Origin of the sequence: Mycobacterium riyadhense, assembly GCF_963853645.1 — a bacterium.
Classification (GTDB): domain Bacteria; phylum Actinomycetota; class Actinomycetes; order Mycobacteriales; family Mycobacteriaceae; genus Mycobacterium; species Mycobacterium riyadhense.
The window spans coordinates 529,766-547,720 of record NZ_OY970456.1 but is presented as its reverse complement, the minus strand read 5'-3'; the positions used below and the strand labels follow the sequence as shown (position 1 = coordinate 547,720).

The 17,955-nt window shown below is 64.6% G+C and carries 16 protein-coding genes and 2 pseudogenes; 6 read left to right on the top strand and 12 right to left on the bottom strand.

From position 1 onward, the window contains the following. Positions 1 to 11 precede the first annotated feature (11 nt). The gene (locus tag AADZ78_RS02390) at positions 12 to 1,310 is read right to left on the bottom strand and encodes an integrase catalytic domain-containing protein (protein ID WP_204080106.1); all 1,299 of its coding nucleotides are present in this window, start codon (positions 1,308 to 1,310) and stop codon (positions 12 to 14) included. 235 nt (positions 1,311 to 1,545) lie between these two features. Here AADZ78_RS02390 and AADZ78_RS28875 point away from each other — a divergent pair. Beyond that, positions 1,546 to 2,468 (top strand): annotated as a pseudogene (locus AADZ78_RS28875) (DUF3800 domain-containing protein). A 66-nt stretch (positions 2,469 to 2,534) separates the two neighbouring features. Here AADZ78_RS28875 and AADZ78_RS02375 read toward each other — a convergent pair. Both AADZ78_RS02375 and AADZ78_RS02370 read right to left on the bottom strand, forming a co-directional pair. Continuing rightward, complete coding sequence (locus AADZ78_RS02375; protein ID WP_085251564.1) at positions 2,535 to 4,415, bottom strand: Hsp70 family protein; 1,881 nt, start codon at positions 4,413 to 4,415, stop codon at positions 2,535 to 2,537. Positions 4,416 to 4,569: 154 nt separating this feature from the next. Further along, a complete protein-coding gene (locus tag AADZ78_RS02370; RefSeq protein ID WP_085251622.1) occupies positions 4,570 to 5,799 on the bottom strand; it encodes a hypothetical protein in 1,230 nt (409 codons plus the stop codon). A 50-nt stretch (positions 5,800 to 5,849) separates the two neighbouring features. Here AADZ78_RS02370 and AADZ78_RS02365 point away from each other — a divergent pair. Continuing rightward, a pseudogene (locus AADZ78_RS02365) lies at positions 5,850 to 6,333 on the top strand (nuclear transport factor 2 family protein). On the opposite strand, the gene AADZ78_RS02360 reads toward AADZ78_RS02365, so the two are convergent. Both AADZ78_RS02360 and AADZ78_RS02355 read right to left on the bottom strand, forming a co-directional pair. After that, the gene (locus AADZ78_RS02360; RefSeq protein ID WP_085251565.1) at positions 6,334 to 6,990 is read right to left on the bottom strand and encodes a L,D-transpeptidase family protein; all 657 of its coding nucleotides are present in this window, start codon (positions 6,988 to 6,990) and stop codon (positions 6,334 to 6,336) included. It abuts the pseudogene before it with no gap. Positions 6,991 to 7,009: 19 nt separating this feature from the next. Next, complete coding sequence (locus AADZ78_RS02355; protein ID WP_085251566.1) at positions 7,010 to 7,738, bottom strand: phosphatase PAP2 family protein; 729 nt, start codon at positions 7,736 to 7,738, stop codon at positions 7,010 to 7,012. Between the two features lie 57 nt (positions 7,739 to 7,795). Between AADZ78_RS02355 and AADZ78_RS02350 the strand changes: the two genes are divergently transcribed. The 3 genes from AADZ78_RS02350 (at position 7,796) to AADZ78_RS02340 (ending at position 10,465) form a co-directional block, all read left to right on the top strand. After that, positions 7,796 to 8,278 carry a hypothetical protein gene (locus AADZ78_RS02350; RefSeq protein ID WP_085251567.1) on the top strand — a complete coding sequence of 161 codons (483 nt, stop codon included), beginning with the start codon at positions 7,796 to 7,798 and terminating at the stop codon, positions 8,276 to 8,278. Then, entirely contained in the window at positions 8,278 to 8,961 is a 684-nt protein-coding gene (gene bluB, locus AADZ78_RS02345) for a 5,6-dimethylbenzimidazole synthase (protein WP_085251624.1), read from the top strand. The genes AADZ78_RS02350 and bluB overlap by 1 nt, the downstream gene beginning before the upstream one ends. Before the next feature lie 124 nt (positions 8,962 to 9,085). After that, on the top strand, positions 9,086 to 10,465 hold the full coding sequence (locus tag AADZ78_RS02340; RefSeq protein WP_085251568.1) for a sulfatase family protein: 1,380 nt from the start codon (positions 9,086 to 9,088) through the stop codon (positions 10,463 to 10,465). On the opposite strand, the gene AADZ78_RS02335 is transcribed toward AADZ78_RS02340, so the two are convergent. Next, positions 10,454 to 11,239, bottom strand: coding sequence for a trans-aconitate 2-methyltransferase (locus tag AADZ78_RS02335; RefSeq protein WP_085251569.1), 786 nt, complete (start codon positions 11,237 to 11,239; stop codon positions 10,454 to 10,456). The two genes, AADZ78_RS02340 and AADZ78_RS02335, sit on opposite strands and share 12 nt — an antisense overlap. Before the next feature lie 188 nt (positions 11,240 to 11,427). Here AADZ78_RS02335 and AADZ78_RS02330 point away from each other — a divergent pair, with 188 nt between their 5' ends. Then, positions 11,428 to 12,630: an alpha/beta hydrolase family protein gene (locus AADZ78_RS02330; RefSeq protein WP_085251625.1), complete on the top strand. Its 1,203-nt coding sequence runs from the start codon at positions 11,428 to 11,430 to the stop codon at positions 12,628 to 12,630. Here AADZ78_RS02330 and eccE read toward each other — a convergent pair. From eccE to esxG, 6 genes are all read right to left on the bottom strand, one after another. Further along, positions 12,617 to 13,570, bottom strand: a complete 954-nt coding sequence (gene eccE, locus AADZ78_RS02325; RefSeq protein WP_085251570.1) for a type VII secretion protein EccE — start codon at positions 13,568 to 13,570, stop codon at positions 12,617 to 12,619. The genes AADZ78_RS02330 and eccE overlap by 14 nt on opposite strands. Beyond that, a complete protein-coding gene (gene mycP, locus AADZ78_RS02320; protein WP_085251571.1) occupies positions 13,567 to 14,958 on the bottom strand; it encodes a type VII secretion-associated serine protease mycosin in 1,392 nt (463 codons plus the stop codon). Before mycP ends, eccE begins: the two co-directional genes overlap by 4 nt. After that, the gene (gene eccD, locus AADZ78_RS02315) at positions 14,955 to 16,358 is read right to left on the bottom strand and encodes a type VII secretion integral membrane protein EccD (RefSeq protein ID WP_139828846.1); all 1,404 of its coding nucleotides are present in this window, start codon (positions 16,356 to 16,358) and stop codon (positions 14,955 to 14,957) included. Before eccD ends, mycP begins: the two co-directional genes overlap by 4 nt. A gap of 72 nt (positions 16,359 to 16,430) precedes the next feature. Further along, positions 16,431 to 17,312 (bottom strand): ESX secretion-associated protein EspG, encoded by an 882-nt coding sequence (locus AADZ78_RS02310; RefSeq protein ID WP_085251573.1) that lies wholly within the window; start codon positions 17,310 to 17,312, stop codon positions 16,431 to 16,433. Positions 17,313 to 17,331: 19 nt separating this feature from the next. Then, positions 17,332 to 17,622: a WXG100 family type VII secretion target gene (locus AADZ78_RS02305; protein ID WP_085251574.1), complete on the bottom strand. Its 291-nt coding sequence runs from the start codon at positions 17,620 to 17,622 to the stop codon at positions 17,332 to 17,334. A gap of 31 nt (positions 17,623 to 17,653) precedes the next feature. Then, positions 17,654 to 17,947 (bottom strand): type VII secretion system protein EsxG, encoded by a 294-nt coding sequence (gene esxG / locus AADZ78_RS02300; protein WP_085251575.1) that lies wholly within the window; start codon positions 17,945 to 17,947, stop codon positions 17,654 to 17,656. Positions 17,948 to 17,955: the final 8 nt, after the last annotated feature.

Sequence of the window (17,955 nt, the reverse complement as noted above, 5' to 3'; positions counted from 1 at the left end):
GCGAAAATTAGTCAATGCCTCACATAAGAATGCCCGCGAAACCGAGGGGCGGTTCGGCTGGCCTTGATCCGGACGCCTTTGCGGATGTCGGGCAGGGCGGTGCGGATGCTGGCCAGGTAGAGCTGCTCGGTTTTCTGCTTGGCTAGCAGGACAAGCCGGTTCTGCAGGTCGGCGATCTCACGGCCGATCTCCGCGGGGTTGAGGCTGTCACGGTAGGCGATCAACTCGGCCCGCTGAGCCGGGGAGAGCACCTGGGCGGCCAGCAGCCGGTCCAGCGGCGTTTGCGGGGCGTCGTAGCAGCGTCGGCGGCGCCCGTCGGCAGTGCTGGTGTATCCGATGGGTTTGATGGTCGGAGTCAGGTAGTTGAGCCGGTCATTGACCAGGCGCCATAGGCGGTTGAGCACAGCGCGTTCTTCGGGCGTGTCGTAGCGGTAGTAGAACGCGTACTTGCGGACCAGGTGGTTGTTCTTCGACTCGATAGTGGCCTGGTCGTTCTTCTTGTACGGGCGCGAGCGGGTGAAGTAGATCCCTTTGTCTCCGGCCCAGTTAATCACTGGTTTGTTGAGAAACTCGGTGCCGTTGTCAAAGTCCAAACCTGTTACCGCGTAAGGAATCTCGATGACAGCTTTACGCAGCGCGGCCAGCACATGGGTGTGGGCATTGTTGCGCATCGTGCGGGTGAACACCCACCCGGTGTGCACATCGGTCAGATTCAAGGTGCGGGCGAACTCCCCTTTGAGGGTCGGCCCACAATGGGCGACGGTATCACCCTCGAAGAACCCCGGCTCCGTGTCCACCTCATCCCCAGCTCTGCGGACCTTGATCGAATTCCGCAGCAGCGGTGAGGGTTTCGTTGTCGACACACCCGATATCTGATCCTTGGCCTTCGCGGTCTTCAGATAACGATCGATGCTGGCCGCACTCATCGCCAGCAGTTCCTGGCGCACTTTGGGACTGTAGCGGTCACGCCCGAACACCAACTCGCCGTGCCGTTGCAACCCGTCGAGCTGCAACGCCATCGAGGCGGCCAGGTACTTCCCGCACTGCCCACCCGAAGCGGCCCACACCCTCTGCAGCACCTTCAACGCGTCATAGGAGTACTTCGGGGTCCGCGGCTTACGGGGCCGTGCAGCGACCCCGCGGCCCGTCCCGGCCCGCCGTTTCGCCGCTCCTGTAAGCCGCCGGCGGGCGTTATCGCGTGACCAGTCCGTCACCGACATCACTTGATCCAAAATCAGCCCCTTGTCCTTTTTCGACGCCTTCACATACGCCTTGGCGTACTTCGTGGTGATCTCGCCCCGAGACGCCATCGACAACCCACTTCCCATGCCTGACGAGGGTCACCATTTCGCGGGCATTCTTATCTGAGGCACCGAGGGTGTTTCGCGGGCAGTTTTCGTGAGTCAAGCCGCAGGCTTGCGTCTTTGGTGCATAGCTGGATACCCTCGGTATCAGTAGCTAGGGATGAAACAGTTCCCCGAGCGCTAATCCGAGAAGCCCACGTCTTGACGTGGGCTTCTGTGTTTGTGGTCATAATCCTTTTTCGTGTTGCTTGCCTACATCGATGAAGTTGGCGAGACGGGCGCGTTTGTTTCTCGGGGCCACAACCGCTACAACACCAGTCCGGCATTCGGCTATGCGGGGTTCATTGTGCCTGCCACGAAGGCCCGCACGTTCGGAGGCATCTTCACGGAACGCAAGCGGGAGATCTTCAGCAAGGAGATCGCTGCAGCCGAACATCCAGGACGTTGGGAACGCAAGGGCTCAGAGATATTCAGACCAAACACCTTGGAGGGATACGACAACCAGGTCCGGGTGTTCAACGGGCTTGTCCATCGCCTGCGCCGAGAGTGCGGCGGACGGCTGTTCTACTACGCCAACGAGAAGCCGTTGGGAACGCCGAAGCAGACGCAGCTCGATACCAATGAACGGGAGACGTCTGCCATGCGTGAAGCGCTCAATCGCATCGCGCGGCACGCTGACGCCCAGGACGCGAACGTCTTGGTGATGATCGATCAGATCAACGAGAAACTCGTGCTGAACGCCTCCCGAAGATGTACAGCCACATTCTCGGGCGCGCGGCCGACTACCCTGAGATGAAGCGGATCATCGAGCCGCCGATGCACGTCGACAGCCAACTCAGTTCCAATATCCAGTTTGCCGACTGGGTTGCTGCGTGCGTAACCCGAGCCATCGAGTACCAGCTCATCAAAGACTCGCCGTACAAGTGGGTGGCGACATGCAAGGAGCTGAACGCCGTGCGAGGGGGGTTCACTAGTGAATCAAAAATTCACGTTTGGAAGCGTGATCTTGCGGACTTGGACCATACCGAAATCTTCAGAGATGAGCGCCCGCTGTATCCGAAGGCTGCTGGGCACCTGATTGGCGACCGCAATCCCGAAGTCTTTCACAAAATCAAGGCAGCGGCGGAACGGGCATCCGCCAGGCAAACCACGCAGTCTGGATAGACGAACCAGCGGGTCGGCGTGTGCCGGTCTGCTTTCATTTCAAACTGACCCACTACCACGCTGCCATCACGGCGAGCCGGGGCTCAGGAAGGGATTCTGCGGGCCCTGGTCCTGCGGGGCCGGGGCCTGCGGACCCTGATTCGCCGGAACCTGTATCGGTATCGGGATCGGTAACAGCGGGACGTGCAACCATTCCGTCGTCATCTTCACCGTCGATGTCGTGGTAGGCGGCTCGGTCGTCGCGGCCTCCGCCTCGGTTGTGGTCGTCGGCGTGGTGGTTCTGGTTGTGGTTGTCGGCGGGGTCGTGGCCGGCGTGGTCGTCGTCGTGGTGGTGACCGACGGCGCCTTGGTGGTTGTCATCACCGCCGACGGCGTCGGCGGCGCTGGCGGCGGCGCGACGCTGGTTGGGGCGGGTGCGGCGCTGGGGATCGGCGTGGCGCTGGGCAGCGGCGGGACGGGACTTGGCGAATGCGGGCTGGGCACGACTCTGGGCGGCATGGAGCTGGGCCGTGGGGGTGCGACGCTGGGAACCACGGGTGCCGGGTGCCGCTCGGTGGCCGTCAACGTAAATGCCACACCGCCGATCGCGGTCATAGCCACTACGGCGCTGATCCCGATGAGCAACTGTGACACCCGGAATCGGCGCCACGGCGGTTCCTTGGGCGGATCGATCACGTTCAGCCGCATCGACCAGCTGGGACCGTCCTCGTTGTAGGAGTCACCGTCGAACCGCACCGGCGCTTCACCGGGGAAGTCGGTCTGCGACCAAGCCAACTCGCGATCCGTCAGCGCGTCCTGATCGATCACCATGACATCGCCGGCCGGCAGTTCGATCACGCTGGTGCTCGACGCCCTCGACGCCCCAGCCGCCGCCAACAGGCCTATGGACGTCCGCGTCCGCAGATCAATTTCTTCCCCCCGCGCGGCCAGCAGCAGCGCGCCCATCGCGGCCGCGCACGCCGGTTGCGACGCGGTCAGGATCGGACGGCGAGTGTGCATTGTAAGGCGTTGAGTGACAAGCGGAATGCTGGCACCACCGCCGACGGTGACCACCGCAGCGAGGTCGGCCCAGGTCGCATTGTTACGCGCCAGCATGTCGTCGAACGCGTAGATGAAACCAGTGAGCCGGTCCTGTATCAGGTTTTCAAACTCGTCTCGAGTCACTTGAATGACGAAGCTGGATCCGCGAAGCTCGGCGGCCAATTCGGTGACCGCGTCGGTGGACAACCGCTCCTTGGCCTCACGGCATTGCTCCCTGAGTTGGCCGAGTTGGCCGACCGCGGTGGTGCTTTCCGGATCGATGTCACCGTGGCCGAGCTCTTCGATGACGTGCAGCAACAGCGCTTGGTCTATCTGGCTGCCGGAGAAGTCGTCGTAACGCATTGTGGCGCTGACGGGCTCGAAATCCGATTTGGTGTCCACCATGGTGACATAGCTTCCGGAGCCACCGAAATCTAACAGCCCTACCACACCGCCTGCGGGAAGCCCCAATTCGGCCTTCACCGCCGTCAACGCGGCGATCGCATCCGGCACCAGACGCGGCGCCATGCCGCTGCGGATAAAGCCGACGTGTGTGCGTAATCCGTTGCGCAGCGCCTGCACCGTTCCGGGTTTCCAGTGCGCCGGAACGGCAATGGAGATCTCCGACGAACTCACGTCGGCACCGACGGTGACCACCATCGCGTCCAGTGCCTCCACCATCAATAGATCCGGGTCGTGAGCGGACCCATCGGGGGACACCAGCGCCACCGAATCCCCGATGCGCTCCACGAAGCCGCTCATCAGCGTGCCGGACTCGGTTAGGTTCGGGTTTTCCGCGCGCGCACCGATTTTCGGTGCACAATGCGGATACAGCGTCAGGACAGCGCGACGGGTAACCGGAGTTTTTCCGTTAGACGCCGCAACCAGGTTAGTGGTCCCGATCGACAACCCAAGTGGGTCGTACATAGAGCGGATACTTTCGTCGATAGGGGTCTTTGGCCAGCGTTAACCATAGCCGCGAACGCCCCGTAAGCAGTTGGGTCACAAAGTCATTGGTATGCGGTCGATGCCGTGTCGTCATCGAAGTGGTATATCGGGAGCCTTGACAGGCCGCGTGGTGTCACACCGCGGTGAGCGGCAGCGAACGCCTCGGCTGGAACTGAAATGCCGACCCCCTACTGACCTTAGCCACCGACACCTCCGGCAGCTCGCTAGCCGCGGCATCGGCTTGCACCAGCTCAGCGGTCCAGTCGGTGTCTGTCCCACTGACTTGAACCTGGACGTGTGGGTCCACGGCCGTCGCGATCGCCTGTAGCGGCTGCACCGATTCCGGTGTGCACAGCGAAATCCAGGCGCGGTCGTGGTGAGCCGGCGACCGGCGCACCACCAACCGGCTCCCGTCCGTTTCGGCCTCAACATAACCGGCGGGGTTGAGCAGTGGGTGCAACTCGAGCACGCGCAACACACCTTCGATTCCGCTGGGCAACCCCAGTGCGCGGTGAATGCGTTCGCCGCCAAGCCCGGCCACGCCGGTCAACTGGCGAGTAGCCACCGAGCGCGCCAGTTCGGCGTCGGCGCTGGACCTTTGCGTCACCGCGATGGCGAATGACAGGTACAGCAGGTGCATCTGCAGGCACACTTCGTCGGCCATCCGCACCAGCGCCGAGTGCGAGAATGCTCCGAAGTCGAAATCGGACAGCAACGGACCCGAATAATCGGCCTGGCCTTGGTCCGAACGATCGATAGCAGCCAATTCCCAAGTGGCAGCTTTGGTTTCACGGACGATATTTACCGCCGGAATGCTCTGGGCCGTCGGGTAGGACTCGTCGATGATGACGGTCCACGCGCAATGTGGATGCCGGTCCGAGGGCACTCGGGGCGGCCGGTGAATGGGACGCATCTGCGCGCGGGGATTGGTCGCCACCGCCGTGGCGTCGAACGTCGGATCCTCGATGGTGTGGCACATCCCGAAGACGTACTCGTCCCCCATCGGCTCCACATCGAGCAGCGCGCCGCAATGGTCGAGCTTGAACTCGCCGTGCCAACGGTCGTGCACCGTATACCGGAAATCCATAAACTGCGGCGGAGCACCAATGTCGAGTTGCAGGCCTTTGAAGATGGTCGGCACGTCGTTGCCCTCGAAGTTCAGCGCCCGCTGCATGCGCTTGACATAGACCGGGCTGGCGCCCGCCCATTCCTCAATGGCGATCTGCAGCATTTCCTCGCGGCCGAACGCCTGGATGCACCAGGCCATGCCGGAGCGGTCGATCATGTGGCCGATCAGGAGCAGTTCGGGTACCAGGATTGCCAGCTCGTCGCGGGACAACCCCGCGTACCGGGATTGACTCATGCCTCCAAGGTAGCCAGCCGTCATGGCCGCGCAAGACTTCGCAAGACTTGATGTGCTGCAATGAACGTCATGAGCCTTGCCGATGATGTCGAAGCGATCAAGCGGGTCAAGTACCGCTACCTGCGGGCGCTAGACACCAAGCAGTGGGACGACTTCGCCAATACCCTCACCGAAGACGTTCGCGGCGATTATGGGCCATCGATCGGCGAGGAGTTGCACTTCACGAACCGCACCGACCTGGTGGATTACATGCGCTCGGCGCTGGGCCCGGCCATCCTCACCGAGCACCGGGTGACCCATCCGGAAATCAGCGTTACCGGCGACACCGCGACAGGCAGCTGGTATCTGCAGGACCGGGTGATCGCCGCCGATTTCGATTTCATGCTGATCGGTGCGGCGTTCTACCGCGACCAGTACCGGCGTACCGACGACGGTTGGAAGATCAGCGCCACCGGCTACGACAGAACCTACGACGCGACGATGTCGTTGAAGGGCCTTAATTTCAAGGTCAAACCCGGCCGCGCGCTGGATTGATTATTTGGCGATAGCGATCACCGCACCGGGCTTTAGCCAGCGGATGATCTGTACCAGGGTGGCATCGTCAATCGCCACGCATCCGGCGGTGGCACCACCATCGGTGGTGTGAAAGAAGAACGCGGAACCGCCGCCGGGAACTTTGTTCTTGTTGACGCCCATGACGACCGAATGCTTGTACTGCGGGATCTGCAGGTTCTCACTTTCGGCCGTATTGAACGGGCACTGGGACTTCTGGCACACCTGCATGCTGTTGAAGGTCGGGCTGTGGTCGTCCCCGCTCCACCAGTGATTGGGTCCCACTTGGGTATACGGCAGCCCGCCACCGGGATTCGGCGCGGTACCGAAGGCGGAGTCGAGGCTGTAAACCCCCATGGGAGTGGCCGGGTACCCACTCTTGGCCTGCGACGCCATCCCCGCCGAGCCAACGTGGGTGGGGATTCCGGTTTTGAGGGCCTGCCAGCCGGCGGCGGTGCGCTGGTAGATATCCATCTTCGCGTTCGACCCGCCGGTTGACACCACCGAAACCACCTGCGTGGCATTGCCGACGGAGTTCGCAAACCACGGATTGCCGGCCGCGACGGTCACCGGGGCAAACATCACCGCTACACCGGCGATGCACACCGCAGCACACAGCAGACCTACCAGTCGGCGCATCGCTTCATCGTCAGCCGAGCTAAGCCTCAGGGTCAAGTAAAGCTTTAGACCCGGTTGGGTCACCGCGCCGTGACAAAGGCCAGCGCGCGGTGCCTCTTACCGGGATCGGCCGAAATACCCACAGGCACAACAGGAAATAGACGTAGCCCAGCGCCCAACCGGCGATCACATCCGAAGGATGGTGCACGTTGAGCGCGACTCTGGCGGCACCGACGGTCACCACACTCACCGCGGCCACCGCGACCGCGGCGACCCGCATCGCCTGGGCCTTCATCATCGGCAGTACGAAGACCAACAGCGCCAGCAAACTGGCTATCGCTTCCAGCGCGTGCCCCGACGGGAACGAGGTTGAGGGTGCGAATACCAGCGCGGTCGCCGGTCGAGGACGACCGGCCAGATCCTTGGCCACCGTCGTCACCAATCCGTCGAGCGGCGCACAAGCCAACAGCAACAACCCCACCCGGACCTTGCGCATCACCAGGGCGATCACCGCAGCCAACAATCCCAACGGCCGCAGCACGAACGGACCCAGGACAACGGACACGACATCCCAGAATCGCACCCACCCCGGGTGCTTGATCCCAACGTCGTGTGCCGGAGTCAACAACGACCAATCGGCGTCGTACAGCCAGCCCCAGTGGTGGCTATGCCCCACCCATAGCACGGCGTAGACCACCACCCCGGCAATACCGAGAAGAACAGCGAGCGACACAGGTACCAAATCGGCCGTGTTTCTGGGGCGGCTCATGGCTAAAGCGATACCAGCATCGGTGCACCGGCAACGAAACGGCCCCATACTGGCGTCATGGCAGTGATCGTTCGGAGGCTGTTCGGCGTCGGCAAGCTGCCCGCCGATCTGCGGGCGCAGATCGAATCCGAAGGGATCCTCTATCTTGCCGAGTACGTCGCGGTCACCCGGCGGTTCAGCGGCACAATCCCGGGTGTGCGATCAGCGGGCAGCATCGCCAGCTACGTGGGTTCGCTGGCCTTCACCTCGCAGCGGGTGCTGGGAACGCTGTCGGTGGTACCGAAGCTAGCCGGCCGCGTCATCGATGTGCGCTGGGATGCGCAGCAGACCGGAGCCGCGACGGCCGAGATTTCGGACACGGGTCTGCAACTCGACCTCGATATCGGCCACGTCGATGCAAAGTTCCACGGCGAACTCTCGCTGCATTTCAAGGCCGACATCGGCGACGACGTGCTCAGCCGACTGCCGCGACGATCGCTCGCCTTCGATGTGCCACCCGAATACGTATTCCGCGCGGTGGGCGTCACCTATAGTCCGTGATCGTGGATCATGCGTTCACCCCGCAAGAGCGGCAGGCCTTGTATCGCGTGATCTCCGAACGCCGAGACATGCGCCGCTTCGTGCCCGGCAGCGTGGTGCCCGAGAATGTGCTGGCACGTCTGCTACAAGCCGCGCATGCCGCGCCCAGCGTCGGCCTGATGCAGCCATGGCGCTTCATTCGGATCACGGACGGCCAGCTGCGGGAACGTATCCACGCGCTCGTCGACGAGGAGCGCGCGCTGACCGCCCGGGCCCTGGGGCGACGAGCCACCGAATTTCTGGCTCTGAAGGTCGAGGGAATCCTCGAGTGCGCCGAGCTGCTGGTAGTGGCGCTGTGCGACAACCGTGCGGCACACATCTTCGGCCGGCGCACGCTGCCGCAGATGGATCTGGCGTCGGTGTCATGCGCAATCCAAAACCTGTGGCTGGCGGCTCGCTCCGAAGGCCTAGGAATGGGCTGGGTGTCCCTGTTCGATCCGAACCGATTGGCGGCCCTGCTGCAGATACCCGCGGACGCCGAACCGGTGGCAATCCTGTGTCTCGGCCCGGTACCAGAGTTTCCCGACCGGCCCGCGCTCGAGCTGGACGGCTGGGCCTTCGCGCGTCCGCTTGCTGAATTTGTTTCCGAAAACCGATGGGGTCGAGCGCCGCAATCGTTGCCTGTCGGCAATTCAGACAAGTAGCGTTCCGGCGCCTAGGGCGTACGCTGACGGGTCGGTCGGCGGCCCGGTATCGTCGCCGCGGTGGCTTCATGGCGCTGTCTCGGCGTCGCCGGTCGCGCAAGGCATGTTGGAGAGGTGACACACGATGGCGGGTGAGCACGCAGACAACGTGTTGATCGTGCATTGGCACGACCTGGGGCGGTACCTGGGCGTCTACGGCCACCCGGACGTTTCCAGCCCACGGCTGGACCAGCTTGCCGCCGACGGGATTCTGCTCACCAGGGCCCATGCCACCGCACCGTTGTGCTCGCCGTCGCGAGGATCGCTGTTCACCGGTCGTTACCCGCAGAGCAACGGGTTGGTCGGCCTGGCCCATCATGGCTGGGAGTATCGCACCGGTGTCCGGACCCTGCCCCAGTTGCTGTCCGAATCTGGTTGGTACTCAGCACTTTTCGGTATGCAACACGAGACGTCCTACCCGAAGCGGCTGGGGTTCGACGAATTCGACGTGTCGATCTCCTACTGCGAGTACGTGGTCGACAAGGCCCAGGAATGGCTGCGGGACAGCGCCCCGGCCCTTGCCGGGCAACCGTTCCTGTTGACGGCGGGGTTCTTCGAAACCCACCGGCCCTATCCGCGTGACCGTTACGAACCGGCCGACAGCGCGGCGGTCGACGTGCCCGGCCACCTGCCCGATACCGCCGAGGTGCGCCAGGACCTAGCAGATTTCTATGGCTCCATCGCCAAGGCCGACTCCGCGGTGGGCAAGCTACTGGACACGCTGGCCGAGGCCGGCCTGGATGCCAGCACGTGGGTGGTGTTTGTCACCGATCACGGCGCGGCCTTCCCGCGCGCGAAATCCACGTTGTACGACGCCGGGACCGGCATTGCGATGATCATCCGTCCACCCACCCGCCGGGCGGTGGCCCCGGGTATCTATGACGAACTGTTCAGCGGGGTGGATCTAGTCCCGACGCTGCTGGGCCTGCTGGGTCTCGACATCCCGGCGGACATCGAGGGGGTTTCGCACGCGCAGGTGATACTTGCGTCGGACGCACGAAACGAGCCGGTGCGCGACCACGTGTACACCACCAAGACCTATCACGACTCGTTCGATCCCATTCGGGCAATCCGCACAAAGGAATACAGCTACATCGAAAACTACGTACCACGGCCACTGCTGGACTTGCCGTGGGATATCGGAGAAAGCCCCTCCGGTCAGGCCGTCGCGCCACTGGTCACCGCGCCCCGCCCGCAACGCGAGCTCTACGATTTGCGCGCAGACCCTACCGAGAGCAACAACCTGCTAGCCGGTGACGACGCTCGAGACTTCGACGCGATCGCGGCCGATCTCGCTGTCCGGCTACACGATTGGCGCCAGCGCACCAACGACGTCATACCGTCGGAGTTCGCCGGTACCCGCATCGCGCAGCGCTATACCGAAACGTATCTACGAATCCATCACATGACGCCGACCGCTAGGTCGGCGATCGCATCCGACCGCGGTATCGAACTACCCACCTGAGCGGCGCGCCCCAGCTACCTCAGCCACGAAGAACACCCGCCGGAACGGGAAGATGGTCGTGCCGTCGGTCCGGCGCGGGTAGGCGTCATCCAGCAGTGGGATGAGTTCCTGGCGGAACTGTTCCCAGCCCGCGTCGTCGAGCCGCTCGCGCACCGGGACCAGCGCGGTGCCGGTAATCCAGTCCAACACCGGGTGCTCACCGGTGAGCTGGTGCAGGTACGTGGTCTCCCAGACATCCACCTTGCATCCGGCGTCCATCAGCAACTCGGCGTAGTACGCGGGCGGGTGGACCACCGCGCCCACGCGAAACGGTATATCGCGCATGAGTTTCGCGTAGGGCTCTCGACGGGCCAACGCCCGCACCGCGGCGTGCGACGGCGTCTCGAAATTGGCCGGGATCTGCACAGCGATCCACGAGCTCGGCGCAAGTTCGCCGACCCACCGCAGCAGTAGGTCGGAGTGCTCGGGCACCCAGTGCAAGGCCGCGTTGCTCACCACCACGTCAGTGTCCGGCCGCGGCTTCCAGGTCCGCAGGTCGCCGGTCGTGGCGTCGATGCCGCGTTCCCGGGCGGCGGCGACCATCTCCGGTGAGCTGTCCAATGCCTCGATCACCGCACTGGGCCACCGGCGCGCCAAGTACTTCGTCAGGTGGCCGGGGCCGCAACCGAGGTCAACCACCCGACGCGCCCGCTCGGCGCCCACCCGCGACAGCAATTCGTAGAACGGACGGCTCCGATGATCCGCAAAGGCCAGGTAGACATCGGGATCCCACATATCGGTCCTCCTGATCAACGCCGTCGCTAGTCGGGCTATACAGACAAACGTATTACCGGAAACTCAGGTACGCCCGCCCTGAACCGCCGGAAAATTGACGATACTGTCGAAATTTGGCATCGGTCAGCACGTTGGGCGATACGATCGACGCAATGTCGCAGATCTCGAGGCTATCGGGGGCCGCTGATATGGGGGGGACTTGGCCAGCTGATCCAATCGATCCGCCCGTGCCCATTCCCAATGTCGCCGGCGCCGACGCCGGCGCCGAGGGGTTACCCTCGCTCTCGGCGCTGTCGGTCCGGCAGCGCTTGGTCGTCGAATCCTCGGCGATCGGCGATATCGCGATGCGTACTGCCGCCGCGTCGGTGCTCTCCGCGACGGTGGCCCCGGCCGTTATCGTCAACGCGCTGCGCCGCGCGGATTCCGGTGGCGAGCGCGGCAACCTGAACTTTTACGCCGGACTTGCGGCCGAACGTGATCCGGCGAAGTCGTTTCCGGCACCGACCAAGCCTCCCAAGATTTCGTCGCGACCAGCAAGTCCGCTCGCGGAGTGGATCGCGCACGGCACCGTCGACAACATCTCGTTCGCGAGCAGCTTCCGGGCGATCAACCCCACTATGCGCAAACAGTGGAGTGCGCTGAGCGCCAACAACATCGTGCGCGCGCAGCACTGGCGCCACGACGACGGGCCGCGACCCACGCTGTGTGTCATCCATGGCTTCATGGGTTCGTCCTACTGGCTAAATGGGCTGTTCTTCTCACTGCCGTGGTATTACGAATCCGGCTACGACGTCCTGTTGTACACATTGCCATTTCACGGCAAGCGGGCCGAAAGGCATTCGCCGTACAGCGGTTTCGGCTTCTTCGCCAGCGGACTCAGCGGTTTCGCCGAGTCGATGGCACAGGCGGTACACGACTTTCGGTCTCTCGTGGACTATCTGCGCCGCATTGGTGTCGAACGGATCGCGCTGACCGGAATATCGTTGGGAGGCTACACGGCGGCGTTGATTGCCTCGGTCGAAAACCGGCTCGAGGCCGTCATCCCCAACTGCCCGGTCGTCAGCCCCGCGAAGCTGTTCGACGAATGGTTCCCGGCCAACAAGCTCGTCCCGCTGGGACTGCGGTTGTCCAACATCAGCCGCGATGAGTTGGACGCCGGGCTGTCCTACCACAGCCCGTTGAACTATCGGCCGCTATTGCCCAAAGAGCGCCGGATGATCATCACCGGACTCGGCGATCGAATGGCTCCACCGGACCACGCCGTAACTCTTTGGGAGCATTGGGATAAGTGCGCACTGCACTGGTTCCCCGGCAACCACGTCCTACACGTGAGCCAGTTGGATTATCTGAGGCGGATGACGCCGTTCCTGCACGGCTTTATGTTCGACTAAGCGCTGCGGGCGCGGGCCAGTTCAGTCCGGTCAACAGGTCGGCGGGTGCATCGGTATGCCCGTCAAGCCGCTGCGTGGCCACCGGATCCAATGCCAATAGCGCCGGAAGTTGGTTTCCGCGTTGCGAAGTCAGGCCGTCAAGCGGAGCGCCACCCCTGGGTCGCGTATCGGTTCGGAAGGCGCACGCCGCAGCAACGGTGTAATGGGGTGGGGCTCCGGCGATCTCCAGTACCGTCCACGTCTCACGTGTCGGATGCGATCGGATTGCGTTCAAGGTTTCGAGCAACGACGCGCCGGCGCCGATCCGGTATGCCGCAACGTAATCCGAGTCGCCTTGCCGCACCCCGTTCCACGTCTCGCGAGATTCCTCCCCGATCAGCTCTGGGATGTCTTCGGGCGCAACGGTGCTCGCATCCCAGCCGATTTCACGGAGGTGATCGGTGAGCCGGCGGGCGGCGACTTGGGCGGTCTCGTGCAGCGGGATCCGTGACGAGCGCGCCTGTAGCGCCGCTAGGTTGTCGGTGGCCGCCACCGTCAGCCCAATCCAGGTTTGCGGTTCGTCGGCGCCGGTAGCGCGGCTGGTGATTCGGATCTTGTCGAGGCGAACGCCGTAGCAGTCGAGGTAGCGGGCGATCAGCGGCAGCGGGAGCCCACCGCGGTCGGACGTCGGCGGCCCGACCCGCAACAGCGCCGTTGTGCGCGTGTCGGTTCCTGGCTCGGGGACGCGACGCCGCCGACGGCCCAGGATCGCGAGCCCGCGGCACAGGATCGTTGTGAAGTACAGCCCGCGCCACCAGCCGAACAGCAGGACCACCACGGCGGCGGCGATGCCGAGCAACCAGTAGTCACGTGGCGATTGCCACGGGTAGGCCAGCACGGCGGGCGCCACGGCCAATAGCGCCAAGGTGAGCCGGCCGGTTCCGGGACGCGGGATGCTCACAGGGTGGGCTCCTTTCGTCGGCGCACTATCGCCGCTGCCGCCGCGGTGGCCGCGACCAGCACGGTCAGTGCGGCCGCACCGGCGAATGCGACGTCGCGCGGTGTGGTGTCTTTGGGTGGCGGTGCCGGGGGGATGGCAACCGGCTTTGCCTGCGCCGGTGCGGGTTGGTTACCGGATGACAGTTGCCAGGTCAGGGCCGCCACCGGGTCCAGGACCCCGGCGCCGACGACGTTGGAGGGATCCCGCGCGCCGTTGTGTGCGGTCGCGGTGATGCGGCGCACCACCTCGGTCGCGGCCAGCCCGGGATACCTGCTGCGCACCAGTGCGGCGACGCCGGAAACGTAGCCGGCCGCGTAGCTGGTGCCGCTGAGAGCGACCAGTTGCTGATGCTCGTCGGGCAGACCGTTGGCCAGCCCACCGCCGTCCGCATTGCTGACCGACGCGATGTTTTCGCCGGGCGCGGCAATGCCAACCCACGGCCCGGCCATGGTGAATTTCGATGGCCGCCCGTCGGCAGTCAGTGAGCCCACCGACAACACATACGGCTGCCACCACGACGGGACGGAGACCGACGTGACACCCGCCCAGTTACGCGGATCGTCCGGACGGCTCAGATCGGTGAGCGGATTGGAATCACAGGACGTTCCGCCGGCCACCGATCCGGTCGGTCCGCTATTGCCGGCGGCGGCCACGATCACCGCATCCTTGTCCACCGCTGCATACCGGATCGCCGCCCCGAGCGCAGCCTGGTCGACCGTTCGGTCAGCCGGCAGGCAAGTTATTGCGGAGATGTTGATCACCCGGGCGCCAAGGTCGGCCGCATGCACGATGGCCCGAGCCAACGTGGCGACGTCAAGAGCTGCTCGGGCCAGCGCAGGATCCCCACCCTGCGACCGCGGCGAAAATTTAGCGGACGTCACCCTGATGGACAACACCCGCGCCGCCGGCGCAACTCCGGCGAAGCTGTCGTCACCCGGTTGACCCGCGATGAGTCCCGCAACCAAGGTGCCATGGCCGTCGCAGTCGGTCAGGCCATCAGTGGACTCCACGAAATCTCCACCGGGATCGACGTTGGGCAGCCGCGGGCCTGGCCGCACTCCGGTGTCGATGACCGCCACCAGCTGGCCTTCGCCGCGAGAAAACTCCCATGCCGCAGGCAGATTCAGCATCGTCTGGCTAGCTGACGGGACACCGGGATCGGTGCCCGCCATGACTCCGGAGACGCTGCATTGGCCCCGTTGCTCCATCGGCTGCACCGGCCCGGGCGTTCCGCTCGGTGGTTGCGCGGCGGCATCGATTACCGGCGGGCCGATCGCCGATGCCGGTGCAGCGGCCCACACTGCGACAGCGAGAGTCGCAGTGCAGCACGCCGATGCGGCACGCATCATCGATTGAGCACCAAGCTGAACAGACCGACCAGGTAGGCCATCACGGGAATCAGTGACGCATCCAAACCGGCGGCAACAAAACCCAGCAACCGGCGCAGCGGCAGCGAATAGCTCTCCGGCGAGGCGATGCGCGGATTCATCGCGACCCCAACCCATGCCAGGGCGAGCCCGGTGAGCACCAGCACCGCGCCGAAGGCGGCTCCGTAATGTCCGGTCGAGGTGTAGACCACCAACAGGATTCCGGCCACCAGGTACGGCTGAGCGAGCAGCCAGGCTTTGCACACGGCGGAATCCCACACCCGAGCGCGCAGCATGGCCGTGGCCGCGGTCGCCGCCACGACATACCAACCAACACCACTGAGCGCCTCAGGGCGCGCCGCGATTGCCACCGACCCCAGGACGCTGAGCAGCACTGCGGCGGCGATGAAACCGCTTTGGTGGGCGTCGCTGACACGCACCCGCCGCGGCAGGTCCTCGAGCACCCGGAGCGAAGGAGCCGACGGGGTGGGATCCCCCGGAGCCGGGATGACCGGCAACGGGAAGTGCGCCCACAGCGCGGAAAGCTGGGCCGCCTGGACGGTGACCAACAACGCTGCCGCAATCAGCCCGCAGCCGATGCTCAGCATTGGCAGTTGCCACAGCAACAGCGCACCGGCTGCCAGCAACACCCCAGCGCCGACCACCGCCACCGCAGTGAAGAAGGCGACCACGCGCTCACGTTCCGCGCTGGGGATCATCAATGCGATCAGCGACCACGCGGTTACACCGGCAGCGCCCAGCAACACCTGGGCCGGTCCGAATCTCCCGGGCACCGCTAGTGCCAAGGCGGCGCCGATGGGCACCAGCGCGGCGATCGACAGCGCGACACCCGTACGGGCTGCACGAGGGGTGATCAGCAGACCCGCCAACGCGACTACAGCAGCAATCCCGGCTACCGCCAGCAGGCCGGCCAGCGCACCGGTGGCCACCCGGTGGCTGACCGCCAGCCCAGTGGCCACGATAGCCGCGCCGATCGTCGCCGCCAGCGCTCCCCGCTGGATATGCGTTGCCCCCCACGGCTTTAGCCGCGAGTTGGAGAAGATCATGGCGGCGTCGGCGATGTCTTCTACGATCCCCGGCGCGGCCGGTCCGGCGGGAATCGGCTGCAACGCAAGCAGATCACCATCGACAACGCCGACCGTGTCCAGGCTGGCGTCCAGGCTGAACGGCGCGCCTCCAATGGGCGCCAAGCTCAGCTGCGCGGCCGCGCCGGAGTCGGCGGCATCGGCATCACCGTTTTGGGTCGCAGGAACCACCAAACGCTGTACCGCGGGCAGGATTTCGCGCAACGGCAACTCTGCAGGCAGGGCCATCTCCGTCAGCCTGCTGTCCGCGAGTATCGCGACGCGGACGATCGGCATGACGGTTCCGGACGTCACTGCGACCTCGAAAGGTGTTGGCGCTGGTACATCGTGCTCTCTTTCTGATTTCTGTTACTGGGCGGTCGAGAAATCTCGGGACAGCCGGTGGTCGGGGAACCAGTGCCCGTCCGGCAAGTAGGCCGTCAGCCGTTCAAGCGCGACGGCGATCGCAAAGGGCGTTCCGGGGCAAAACGTCGAGACCCATTCCCCGTCGAACGCCCGGGACGGGCTGACCAAAACCCGACCCGCTGTCGTGTCGACAATGCTCACCCCGACCTCGGTGGTGGCGTGCTGGCCGTCGCGATTGCAGCCGGCGACGATCTCGACGTAGCTGCGCGGTCCGGAAAAGACAGACTCCACCACCGGTCGTGCCGATGCCGAGATACCCAGGTAGTCAAGGACTTCCGCGAGCGGTATGCCGGAGCGCAGGCGCTCGTCGGCCCGGGCACCGACCCGCGTAGGCATGCTGAACTCCTCGAATCGGGCCGGCGCCCGTTGCGCCAGCCCGACGCCGAGGACGGGAACCAGCGCCCGGGGATCGTCGATGTCCATTGCGGTGAAGGTGATCAGCTGCGCGCTGCGCAACGCCACCACTGTCTTTTCGGTGGTGGATCGCGTGGAGGTGCCGGCACGTTGCGCGACGATGCCCCGCAACAGCTCGCCCGGGCCGTCGGCGGAGGCGGGCCCCACGTAGCGCAGGTCGAGCCACCGGTCGGGAAAGCACACCGCTTTGATCCAGTCGGCGACCGCCGGGTTGATGACGCCGGCTTCCGACAACAGACCCATCCGGGTTAGTTCGTCCTTCTGGCGGTCGAAGAATGCGTTTCGCTGGGCGGCATCGCTGTAGGGCGTGGTTATCGCGAGCACCCACGGGAAGCTGCCCGCCCCAATGGTTTCCGCGATGAACCAAGCCTGATCGACCGTCAGCTCGACGGCGTTGGGTTCGGAATTCAACCTAGGTCCAGCTACCGGCCTAGCCGCCCCATTTGGCGGCTTCGGCCTGGTCGCGAGCCATCATGGCCATGGTGTTGGCTTCGTGCGTGCTGGCCATTGACTGGTAGGCCCGCACCAGATCCTCCATGGCCTGGTTCCACTGCGCCTGCCACGTCTGGTAGGTCATCCCGGTATCGCCCTGCCAAGCGTTCGACAACGCTGCCTGCTCAGCGGAGATATCCGCACCCAGCCCTTGCATGGTGCCGGCATAGCCCGCCATGTCCCCGGCATGGGCCAGCATCGCCGGGTAGTTGTACATGATTTGCGACATCACAAGTCCTTTCCGAGGATTCGAAAGCGGCTCAGAAGCCGGTGTAGGTCGACGCGGCCGCGGCGTCGGTGGCAACATAGGTGCCGGCCGCGTCGCCCAAGTTCGCCTGGGCGATATCCAGCAGGGTGTTGACCCTGGCCGCTACCTCCACAAAACGGGCATGCGCCGCCTGAAACGCTGCCGCGGACTCGCCCTGGTGAAACGCTTGCGCCGACATCGCAGCCTGCTCGGCCTGACCAATCGTGTGCAGCATCAGCCCGGCCTTGGCGCCAAACGCCGCTTGCGAGGCCACCAACTGCCGAATATGCGCATCCAAAAGACTCATAGCACCGC

Excerpts from the sequence above, each read along its gene's own strand:
- AADZ78_RS02305 (WP_085251574.1), bottom strand. The coding sequence starts at position 17,622 with ATGTCGCAAATCATGTACAACTACCCGGCGATGCTGGCCCATGCCGGG.
- AADZ78_RS02390 (WP_204080106.1), bottom strand. The coding sequence starts at position 1,310 with ATGGCGTCTCGGGGCGAGATCACCACGAAGTACGCCAAGGCGTATGTG.
- esxG (WP_085251575.1), bottom strand. The coding sequence starts at position 17,947 with ATGAGTCTTTTGGATGCGCATATTCGGCAGTTGGTGGCCTCGCAAGCG.
- mycP (WP_085251571.1), bottom strand. The coding sequence starts at position 14,958 with ATGATGCGTGCCGCATCGGCGTGCTGCACTGCGACTCTCGCTGTCGCA.
- AADZ78_RS02350 (WP_085251567.1), top strand. The coding sequence starts at position 7,796 with ATGGCAGTGATCGTTCGGAGGCTGTTCGGCGTCGGCAAGCTGCCCGCC.
- AADZ78_RS02360 (WP_085251565.1), bottom strand. The coding sequence starts at position 6,990 with ATGCGCCGACTGGTAGGTCTGCTGTGTGCTGCGGTGTGCATCGCCGGT.
- AADZ78_RS02370 (WP_085251622.1), bottom strand. The coding sequence starts at position 5,799 with ATGAGTCAATCCCGGTACGCGGGGTTGTCCCGCGACGAGCTGGCAATC.
- AADZ78_RS02335 (WP_085251569.1), bottom strand. The coding sequence starts at position 11,239 with ATGTGGGATCCCGATGTCTACCTGGCCTTTGCGGATCATCGGAGCCGT.
- AADZ78_RS02330 (WP_085251625.1), top strand. The coding sequence starts at position 11,428 with ATGGGGGGGACTTGGCCAGCTGATCCAATCGATCCGCCCGTGCCCATT.
- eccD (WP_139828846.1), bottom strand. The coding sequence starts at position 16,358 with ATGCCGATCGTCCGCGTCGCGATACTCGCGGACAGCAGGCTGACGGAG.
- AADZ78_RS02375 (WP_085251564.1), bottom strand. The coding sequence starts at position 4,415 with ATGTACGACCCACTTGGGTTGTCGATCGGGACCACTAACCTGGTTGCG.
- AADZ78_RS02340 (WP_085251568.1), top strand. The coding sequence starts at position 9,086 with ATGGCGGGTGAGCACGCAGACAACGTGTTGATCGTGCATTGGCACGAC.
- AADZ78_RS02355 (WP_085251566.1), bottom strand. The coding sequence starts at position 7,738 with ATGAGCCGCCCCAGAAACACGGCCGATTTGGTACCTGTGTCGCTCGCT.